Origin of the sequence: Bradyrhizobium cosmicum (genome assembly GCF_032290525.1) — a bacterium.
Classification (GTDB): domain Bacteria; phylum Pseudomonadota; class Alphaproteobacteria; order Rhizobiales; family Xanthobacteraceae; genus Bradyrhizobium; species Bradyrhizobium cosmicum_A.
Genome location: NZ_JASXTA010000008.1, coordinates 66,109 through 75,000, shown reverse-complemented (window position 1 = coordinate 75,000; position 8,892 = coordinate 66,109). Strand labels below are relative to the sequence as shown.

9 protein-coding genes (1 of these 9 only partly in view) are annotated in these 8,892 nt (G+C 64.6%); 2 read left to right on the top strand and 7 right to left on the bottom strand.

Features of this window, described 5'->3' with window-relative positions; genetic code table 11:
• From QSV46_RS16445 to QSV46_RS16425, 5 genes are all read right to left on the bottom strand, one after another.
• Nucleotides 1-716, bottom strand: partial view of an NAD(P)H-dependent oxidoreductase gene (locus QSV46_RS16445; protein ID WP_314952959.1) — the 5' portion only. The gene continues 598 nt to the left of window position 1, outside the view; the window shows 716 of its 1,314 coding nt (coding positions 1-716); the start codon lies at nt 714-716; the stop codon falls past the left edge of the window.
• A gap of 160 nt (nt 717-876) precedes the next feature.
• Nucleotides 877-1,677, bottom strand: coding sequence for a phytanoyl-CoA dioxygenase family protein (locus QSV46_RS16440; protein ID WP_314952958.1), 801 nt, complete (start codon nt 1,675-1,677; stop codon nt 877-879).
• A gap of 142 nt (nt 1,678-1,819) precedes the next feature.
• Nucleotides 1,820-2,497, bottom strand: coding sequence for a GntR family transcriptional regulator (locus QSV46_RS16435; protein WP_314952957.1), 678 nt, complete (start codon nt 2,495-2,497; stop codon nt 1,820-1,822).
• Nucleotides 2,498-2,685: 188 nt separating this feature from the next.
• Complete coding sequence (locus QSV46_RS16430) at nt 2,686-3,498, bottom strand: alpha/beta hydrolase (RefSeq protein WP_314952956.1); 813 nt, start codon at nt 3,496-3,498, stop codon at nt 2,686-2,688.
• 2 nt (nt 3,499-3,500) lie between these two features.
• Nucleotides 3,501-4,319 carry an alpha/beta hydrolase gene (locus tag QSV46_RS16425; RefSeq protein ID WP_314952955.1) on the bottom strand — a complete coding sequence of 273 codons (819 nt, stop codon included), beginning with the start codon at nt 4,317-4,319 and terminating at the stop codon, nt 3,501-3,503.
• A 137-nt stretch (nt 4,320-4,456) separates the two neighbouring features.
• Here QSV46_RS16425 and QSV46_RS16420 point away from each other — a divergent pair, with 137 nt between their 5' ends.
• Nucleotides 4,457-4,999 carry a methylated-DNA--[protein]-cysteine S-methyltransferase gene (locus QSV46_RS16420; protein ID WP_314952954.1) on the top strand — a complete coding sequence of 181 codons (543 nt, stop codon included), beginning with the start codon at nt 4,457-4,459 and terminating at the stop codon, nt 4,997-4,999.
• A gap of 141 nt (nt 5,000-5,140) precedes the next feature.
• Here the strand turns inward: QSV46_RS16420 and QSV46_RS16415 are convergent, their stop codons facing one another.
• Together QSV46_RS16415 and QSV46_RS16410 are read right to left on the bottom strand one after the other, a co-directional pair.
• Nucleotides 5,141-6,685: an acyl-CoA synthetase gene (locus QSV46_RS16415; RefSeq protein WP_314952953.1), complete on the bottom strand. Its 1,545-nt coding sequence runs from the start codon at nt 6,683-6,685 to the stop codon at nt 5,141-5,143.
• Nucleotides 6,686-6,872: 187 nt separating this feature from the next.
• The gene (locus QSV46_RS16410; protein WP_314952952.1) at nt 6,873-8,045 is read right to left on the bottom strand and encodes an acetyl-CoA C-acetyltransferase; all 1,173 of its coding nucleotides are present in this window, start codon (nt 8,043-8,045) and stop codon (nt 6,873-6,875) included.
• 156 nt (nt 8,046-8,201) lie between these two features.
• Between QSV46_RS16410 and QSV46_RS16405 the strand changes: the two genes are divergently transcribed.
• Nucleotides 8,202-8,855 carry a TetR family transcriptional regulator gene (locus tag QSV46_RS16405; RefSeq protein WP_314952951.1) on the top strand — a complete coding sequence of 218 codons (654 nt, stop codon included), beginning with the start codon at nt 8,202-8,204 and terminating at the stop codon, nt 8,853-8,855.
• Nucleotides 8,856-8,892 lie beyond the last annotated feature (37 nt).

Sequence of the window (8,892 nt, the reverse complement as noted above, 5' to 3'; positions counted from 1 at the left end):
GGCGGAAACAGCAGGCCGTCGGTGGGCACGTCGAGCCCGCAGGCATTCGCAATCGCGGCCATCTCGATTGCCGATTTGGTGCCGTCGAGGAAGGAATTGAACATCTGCGGATTCATGCCCGCCGATTGCGCTTCGCCCGCGGTCAGCCCGTAATGCTGCCAGACGCCATCCGGTGTCACCTCGTGATACGCCGGCAGGTACTTCGTGCCCTTGCCGGCGGCGACGACGTGAAAGCCGGTGGCGCGCGCCCAGTCCACCATCTCGGCCGTCAGTGCCGGCTGGTCGCCATAGGCAAGCGAATAGACCACGCCGGCCTTGCGCGCCTCTTCGGCGAGTAGCGGGCCCGCCAGAACGTCGGCCTCGACATTCACCATTACGATATGCTTGCCCGCCGCGATCGCCGCGCGCGCATGCTTGATACCGACTGCCGGATTGCCGGTCGCCTCCACCACCACGTCCATCGCGCCGCCGGCAATGGCGCGCGCGCCGTCATCGGTGAAGACGGTGGCTGCGATCCGCTCGGCGCTCCAGCCCACGGTGCGGCACGCCTCGCGCGCGCGGTCGCGATCGATGTCGACGATGACAGGCACCTCCAGCCCCGGCGTGTGCGGCACCTGCGCCAGGAACATCGAGCCGAATTTGCCGGCGCCGATCAGCGCGACACGGACGGGTTTTCCGGCGCTGGCGCGGGCCTGGAGGAGGCGGTGGAGGTTCATGGGGGTGTTCCGGTGTGATCGTGTCCCGGACGCGATGCAGCGTGCAACGCTGCTTCGCAGAGCCGGGACCCAGAGAGAAACTATCCGTGTGGTATGGGCCCCGGCTCTGCAGCGCATCGTCGAAGAGACGCTGCGCTGCGTCCGGGGCACGAGAGCTATTTTACTCCGCCGCCTGCCGCGGCGCACGGGCGAGCCGCAGCAGCGCGTCGTCGTCCACCGTCCTGATCGGCGTAAAATCACGATGCGCGATGTACTCCGGCCGCGTCGGGGTGCGGATGTAGTTCGAGACCGCGTTCAGAGTCAGGTACACGATCTTGCGCGGGTAGGGCGTGATGTTGCCGCTGGAGCCGTGCACGAGATTGCCGTGGAACATCAGCATGCCGCCTCCCTTGCCGGTCGGCGCGACGATGCCGCCCTGCTTGACGAGGCGCGTCACGGTTTCCTCGTCCAGCGTCCACAGCGGATAGGACGTGGTGGCAAGGTCATGCGAGGCCTTGAGGTCGCCGGCGTGCTGGCTCTGCGGCACCAGCATCAGCGGCCCGTTGATCGGCATCACCTCGTCGAGGAAGATCGCGATGTTCATCGCGCGCGGCTCCGGCATGCCGTCGTCGCGCTTCCAGGTGCCGTAATCCTGGTGCCACTGCCAGACGTCGCCGGTGAAGGCCGATTTCGCGTTGATCTTGAACTGGTGCATGTAGACCTGTTCGCCGAACAATTGCTCGACCGGCTCGATCATGCGCGGATGCGCGCCCAGAATGCCGAAGGCTTCGTTGTAGAGATGTGCGGCAAAGGCCGTGCGCGGCGCGCCGCTCTTCTCGCGCCAGACCTCGGGCCGGTTGGTGTCATAGATGGCAACCGCCTCGCGCGCGAGGAGATCGACCTCCTCCTGGCTGAACAGCTCTGGCAGGAACAGCCAGCCCTCGCGGTGGAAGAACTCCAATTGCTCCTGCGACAGTTTCATGGGTCGTCCTCCTTGCTTTGTTTTTGTTGTCATTCCGGGGCACGCGAAGCGTGAGCCCGGAATCCATTTCTCCGCAGCGTATGCCGTCCGATGGATTCCGGGCTCGATGCTGCGCATCGCCCCGGAATGACGGCGTATGCGGCTACGCCGCCGCCTCGTCCGTCGCCCTCAATCGCTCCTCGGTCATCCGTCCCGCCGTCCGCGCATGCGCCAGCGCGGCGCGTTCGGCGGCGTTCGCATCGCCTGCAAGGATATGCCCGGCAATCGTCGCGTGCTCGGCCCAGGCACTGCCGCGATAGTCGAGTTCCGACAGTACCGTCGCCATCGAGCGGCGCATATGCGGCCATTGCGGCGCGATCGTCTCCTCGATCACGGGATTGCCGGCGAGTTGATAGATCGCGCGATGAAAATCGACGTCGAGCGTGATGAGCTCGCCGAGCGGGGTGTTGCGATCGATACCGCGTCCGACGGCGAGCGCTGCGTCGAGCCGTGCGCGTCCGGCCGCGTCGCTCGCGGCGCGCTCCGCGGCGAGCCGCGCTGCGAGCGCATCGATGGCGCCGCGCACCTCGTAGAGCTGGCGGATGCGCGCGGGATCGAGCTGGGTGACTTCAAAACCGCGACGGCCGCTCTCGGCGACGAGGCCCTGACGGTGCAGCAGATGCAGCGCATGCGACACCGGCTGGCGCGACACGCCAAGCTTGTCGGCGAGCTCGTTCTGGCGGATGCGCTGGCCGGGCTCGAGCGTGCGGTCGGAGATTGCCTCCAGGATCCTTGCATAGACCTGGTCGATCAGGTTCGGAAGCGGATCGAGAGGGATCACACCGGCAGCTCCGACAGCACAAGGGAATACGGAATTCCGTATTCGAAAATAATGCGAAAAGGGGCCCGGGGTCAAGGCGTGTCGCGAGGCCGCTCGAGCTGGATAGGGGGATCACTAAGTCATTGAAATCGCTAGGGCCGTCTACTGTGCATGGGGTTGTTTTCGCGAAAAATCTGCGGCACCGGCCGCTACTCCGCTAAAAACCTGCTCACCACCTCGCCGAACTCCAGCGGCGCCTGCTCAAACATCCAGTGGCCGGCCTTGGGGATCACCGCCGTCTTGCTGCCCGCGATGTGCTCGGCCAGCGCGCGCCACATCACCGACAGGCTTCCCGTCGTGGCGCCGCCGCCGATCAGCAGCGTCGGCGTCCTGATCGCCTGCGCATCGCTGAGCGTGTAGGGCCGGCGCTGCTCGTTGACCTGGCCGAGGAAGGTGAGCGCGTTGTCGCGCAGCTGCTGTTTTGCGGCAGCCGGCACGCGTCGCCACGAGCCGTCGCCTTCGATGCCCTCGTAGAAATTCTGCAGTGCGCCATCGAGATCGCCCGCCTGGATCATCTCGACGGAGCGCGCCGTACGCGCGGCCAGCGGTGGATGCGCCGGCGTGCCTTCGGGCACCCGCAGGCTGGCGTCGAGATCGCCGCCGGGCTCGGCGAGCACCAGCTTGCGCAGCAGATCAGGCCGCGCCTGCGCCACGCGAAACGCGATATGGCCGCCGCGCGAATGGCCCATCAGGTCGACCGGCCCGGGCCTCACCTGCTCGATGAAGGCGATCGTGTCGGCGACGTGCTGCGCCATCTTGTAGTCCTCGCCGACGGCGTCCCAATGCTCGGGGAAGAAATGCCTCAGGCTGACCGAGATCACGCGCTGCGATTTCGACAGCGGGCCGAGCACCGAATACCAGGTGCGGAAATCGCCTAACGTGCCGTGCACGCAGACCAGCGGCGGCCCGTCTCCGACTTCGAGATAGGCCATGTCGTAACCGTTGACGCGAAAGCTCTGCATGATCAGCTCGCCAGAAAGTCGAGAACCACTTCCGAATATTTTTGCGGCGCCTGCTCAAACATCGGATGCGTCGCATTCGGGATGATCGCCGTTTTCGAATAGGGCACATGCGCGGCGAGCGCGTGCAGCACCTTCGGCAGCAGGCCCTTGGTCCGTGCCCCCAGGATGAACAGCGTCGGCATTTTGATCGACTCTGCATCGGCCTTCGAAAACGGCGGACGGCTGTCGCGGACCTGGCCGATCAACGTATAGGCGTTGTCGCGAAGGTTCTGCTTCACCAACGCCGGCAGCCGCGGCCAGGTACCGGCGCCCTCCAGCGTGTCGACGAAGACGGCGAGGCCGCCGTCGACATCGCCCGCCGCGATCTTCTCGGCCGACGCCGTGAAGCGCGCCAACAGCGGCGAGGGGCCGCCGGCATAATCAGGGTCGAGGCTGGCATCGAGCTCTCCGCCGGGCTCGGCGAGGATCAGCCGCCGGAGCAGGTCGGGGCGCGCCTGCGCCGCGCGGAAACAGATGTGTCCGCCGCGGGAATGGCCCATCAAATCGACCGGGCCGAGATCGAGCGTCTCGATGAAGGCGATGACGTCCTGGACATGCTGGGCGATCGAATAGGTCTCGCCGACGCCGTCCCAGCGTTCCGGGAAGAAGTGCCGCAAACTGACGGCGACCACCCGGTGCCGCTGCGTCAGCGGTCCGAGCACGCAGCCCCAGACGCGGAAGTCGTTGAGCGAGCCGTGCACGCAGACCAGCGGCGGCCGGCCCCTGTCCTCGCCCACGTCGAGATAGGGCATGTCGTATCCGTTGACGTGGAGGCTTTGCATTCAGGGGCTCTCGAAAAGGGCGGAACTCCTGTGCACGATTCCCGGAAACCGGGTGGATCGCAACTATTTCCAAGCCTAGATTTAGGCCGAGAACACAATGGGGGCATGCGACAAGGACGCAAGCCAGGAACCAAGCCATGACCGACCAGCATTTTGCCCTGTTCGACACCAGGATCGGCCTTTGTGCCGTCGCCTGGGGCCCGCGCGGCATCAACGGCACGCAATTGCCGATGGGCGGCGAAGAGAAGATCCGCACCCGCATCAGCCAGCGCCATGCCGACGCCAGCGAGGCCGAGCCGACCGCCGAGGTGCAGCAGGCGATCGACCGCATCGTCAAGCTGCTTGCGGGCGAGCCCGACGACCTCACCGACATCCCGCTCGATCTTGACGGCGTGCCCGACTTCAACCGGGGCGTCTACGAGATCGCCCGCGCCATCCCGCCCGGCAAGACGGTCACCTATGGCGACATCGCCAAGCAGCTCGGCGGCGTGCAGCTGTCGCGCGACGTCGGCCAGGCGCTCGGCCGCAACCCGTGCCCGATCGTCGTGCCCTGCCATCGCGTGCTCGCGGCCGGCAACAAGCCCGGCGGCTTCTCGGCGAATGGTGGCGTGGTGACGAAGCTGAAGATGCTCGAGATCGAGGGCGCGCTGGTGAACCACACGCCGAGCCTGTTTGATTGAAGTGATAGGTCTCGTGCCCCGGACGCGGTGCGGCACGTAGTGACGCACTGCAGAGCCGGGGCCCAGCAGCTCAGCGAGATGGGTCCCGGCTCTGCGGCGCACCGCTACGCGCTGCACCGCGTCCGGGACGCGAGAACTCGCCTAGATCTTCGCCACCGTCTTCGGCCAATATTTGTCGCGCAAGTGCCGCTTCACCAGCTTGCCCGTTGGCGTACGCGGCAGCTCGGCTTCGAAATCGATCGAGCGCGGACATTTGATCGCGGAAAGGCGGGTCTTGCAGTAGGCGATCAGGTCAGCCTCGAGCGCCTCGCCTGCGCGGCTCATGTCGTGCGGCTGCACCACGGCCTTGACCTCTTCACCCATCTCCTCGTTCGGCACGCCGAACACGGCAACGTCGGCGATATCAGGATGGGTGATGAGCACGTCCTCGGTCTCCTGCGGGTAGATGTTCACCCCGCCCGAGATGATCATGTAGGACTTGCGGTCGGTGAGGAACAGAAAGCCGTCCTTGTCGAGATAGCCGACATCGCCGAGCGTCGACCAGCCCTTGGCGTTGTAGGCTTTCTTCGTCTTCTCGGGATCGTTGTGATAAGTGAAAGCAGGCGCGTCGGCGAAATAGACCGTGCCGATCTCGCCAACCGGCTGCTCGTCATCGTTCTCGTCAAGAATCTTGATCTTGCCGACTACGGCGCGGCCGACGCTGCCGCGGTGCTCCAGCCATTCTTTCGAGTTGCAGACGGTCACGCCGTTGCCCTCCGAGCCCGCGTAATACTCGATCAGTATCGGTCCCCACCATTCGATCATCTTTGCCTTGACGTCGACCGGACAGGGCGCGGCGGCGTGGATCGCGCCCTTCAGCGTCGAGACGTCGTATTTCGCGCGGACCTCGTCCGGCAGCTTCAGCATGCGCACGAACATGGTCGGCACGAGCTGGGATTGCGTGACTTTGTACTTCTCGACGAGCTTGAGAAAATCCTCGGCGTCAAATTTTTCCATGATGATGGAGGTGCCGCCGAGCACGATCGCCATCATGTTGAAGCGCAGGGGAGCTGCGTGATAGAGCGGTGCCGGCGAGAGGTAGATCGTGTCGGCATTCATGCCGCACATGTTGGCGCAGAGCACGCGCAGGAAGGCGTTGGGTTCATCGATCGGCTTGCCTTCGAAAGCTTTCTTGATGCCCTTGGGCCGGCCGGTCGTGCCCGACGAATACAGCATGTCGTAGCCGGCGACCTCGTCGGCGATGGGCGTTACCGGCTGCGCGATTGCTTCCTTGTCGTAGGAGCGGAAGCCGGGCAGGGGCTCGTCGACCATGTAGAAGATCGGCTCGCCCGCGGTCCCCTTGACCAGGGCCTTGATCTGGTCGGCGCATTTCGGCGTGGTGATCACGACCTTGGCGCCGCAATCGGCGATGATGTAGTCGATCTCGTCCTGTTTCAGATAGCGGCTGATCGCGGTGTAATAGAGTCCGCTGCGTTGCGCCGCCCAGCAGATCTCCATGAAGGCGAGCCGGTTCTCCATCAAGAGCGCGATATGGTCGCCGGCCTTGAGGCCGAGCGAGCGGAACAGTTGCGCGCCCTGGTTCGAGAGCTCGTCGAGCTCGCGATAGGTGATCGCCTTGCCGGTCCCGGCCATCCGGTAGGCGATCTTGTCGGGCGTGGCGCGCGCGTGGATGGAGGGGTGAGTCATGGGGGAGATCTCGCAACAGAAAAGGTGTCATCCCGGCGAAGGCCGGGATCCATAACCACCAATCCAGATTGTTGAAACGCGATGTCGCCCCAGCTAGTCCTAACCACAAACTTCTGTGGTTATGGGTCCCGGCCTGCGCCGGGACGACACCTTCAATGTGGCAACGCCTGAACGATGCAACGCGGGCTTACAGTCGCTCCACGATCGTCACATTCGCCATGCCGCCGCCTTCGCACATGGTCTGCAGGCCGTAGCGCTTGCCGCGCTGGTGCAGGGCGTGGATCAGCGTGGTCATCAGCTTGGTGCCGGAGCCGCCGAGGGGATGGCCGAGCGCGATCGCGCCGCCATTGACGTTGAGGCGGGCCGGATCGGCGCCGGTGGTCTTCAGCCAGCCGGTCGGCACCGAGGCAAAGGCCTCGTTGACCTCGAACAAATCGATATCGTCGATGGTCATGCCGGCCTTCTCTAGCGCGCGCTTGGTGGCGTGCAGCGGAGCATCGAGCATGATCACGGGATCGCCGCCGGTCATGGTCATGTGGTGGATGCGCGCGAGCGGTGTGAGGCCAAGCTGCTTGAGGCCGCGCTCGTTGACGACCATCACGCCGGAGGCGCCGTCGCAAATCTGGCTCGCACTGGCCGCGGTGAGCTTGCCGTTCTCGGCGATCAGCTTGACCCCCTTGATTCCGTCCAGCGTGGCGTCGAAGCGGATGCCTTCGTCGATGTGATGCGTATCCTTCGAGCCGTCGGCGCGTGTGATCTCGAGCGGCACGATCTCCTTCTTGAAGTGACCGGCCTGCGTTGCCGCGATCGCGCGCTGATGGCTGTTGTAGGAATATTCGTCCAGATCATCCTTCGAGAGGCCGTACTTCTCGGCCATCATCTCGGCGCCGGTGAACTGGCTGAACACGATGTTCGGATATTTTTGCTCGATCCCCGGGCTCTTGTAATTACCAAAACCGTTCTTGGCGGGAAGCTGCGACGACAGACCCATCGGCACGCGGGTCATCGATTCCACGCCGGCCGCGATCACCACGTCCATCGTGCCGGACATCACGGCTTGCGCTGCGAAATGCAGCGCCTGCTGCGAGGAGCCGCACTGGCGGTCGATCGAGGTGCCCGGCACGCTCTCCGGCAGCTTCGATGCCATGATCGCGTTGCGGGCGACGTTGTTGGACTGCTCGCCGACCTGCATCACGCAGCCCATGATCACGTCCTCGACCAGGGCGGGATCGACCTTAGTGCGGTCGACCAGCTCGTCCAGCACCTTTGCGGCGAGGTCGGCCGGATGCCAGCCGGCGAGGCGGCCCCCCTTGCGCCCGCCGGCGGTACGCGCAGCGGCGACGATATAAGCCTCGGCCATTTCGGTCTCTCCCATGATTGTTCTGAACCGTGTTGGGTTGCGGGGCGGATTTAAGGGGCGAGATATCATTTAGTCAATCGATCAATTAACTCTTGTGATGAGGCGCTGCTTCGGCTTATCTGCGCTCCGCTTCAAGCGGCGAGAACAGGGATCTCCGTGACTACCAGCGTACCGAACCGGCTCCCCAGCGGAAAGAATTCCACGGCAGAGAAATTGCTGGTGGCCGCAAGCGAGCTGATGATCGAACGCTCCTCGATCGAGATCTCGCTCTCCGACATCGCCCAGAAGTCGGGCGCCAATGCCGCGCTGGTCAAATATCATTTCGGCAACAAGGACGGCCTGCTGCTGGCGCTGCTCGAGCGTGACGCCGGGACGGAGCTGTCCAATCTCGAATATTTGCTAGCCCAGCCGATCACACCGACCGCGAAGCTGAAGCTGCATATCGGCGGCATTATCCGCGCCTATCACCGGTTCCCCTACATGAACCGGCTGATTCACTATCTCCTGCACGAGAGCGTTGCCGGCTCCGCCGATGAGGTCTCGAAATTCTTCGTGGCGCCGCTGCTGGACTTTCATCGCCGACTGCTCGCCGAAGGCGTCAGCCACGGTGAATTTCGCGCCACCGATCCGGTGCTGTTCTACACCAGCCTGATCGGCGCCTGCGATCATCTGTTCTTCGGCCGGCACGCGATGTCTCGCGCGACCGGCGTCGGCCCGGTCACTGACGACGTCTGCCGGCAATACATCAAGCACATGGAAACGCTGATCTGCGGCGGCATCCTCACGCAAGCCGCTGCCGCGGCCGGATGATCCGGCCAACACTCTCAAAGTCCAGAGAAGAAACGCC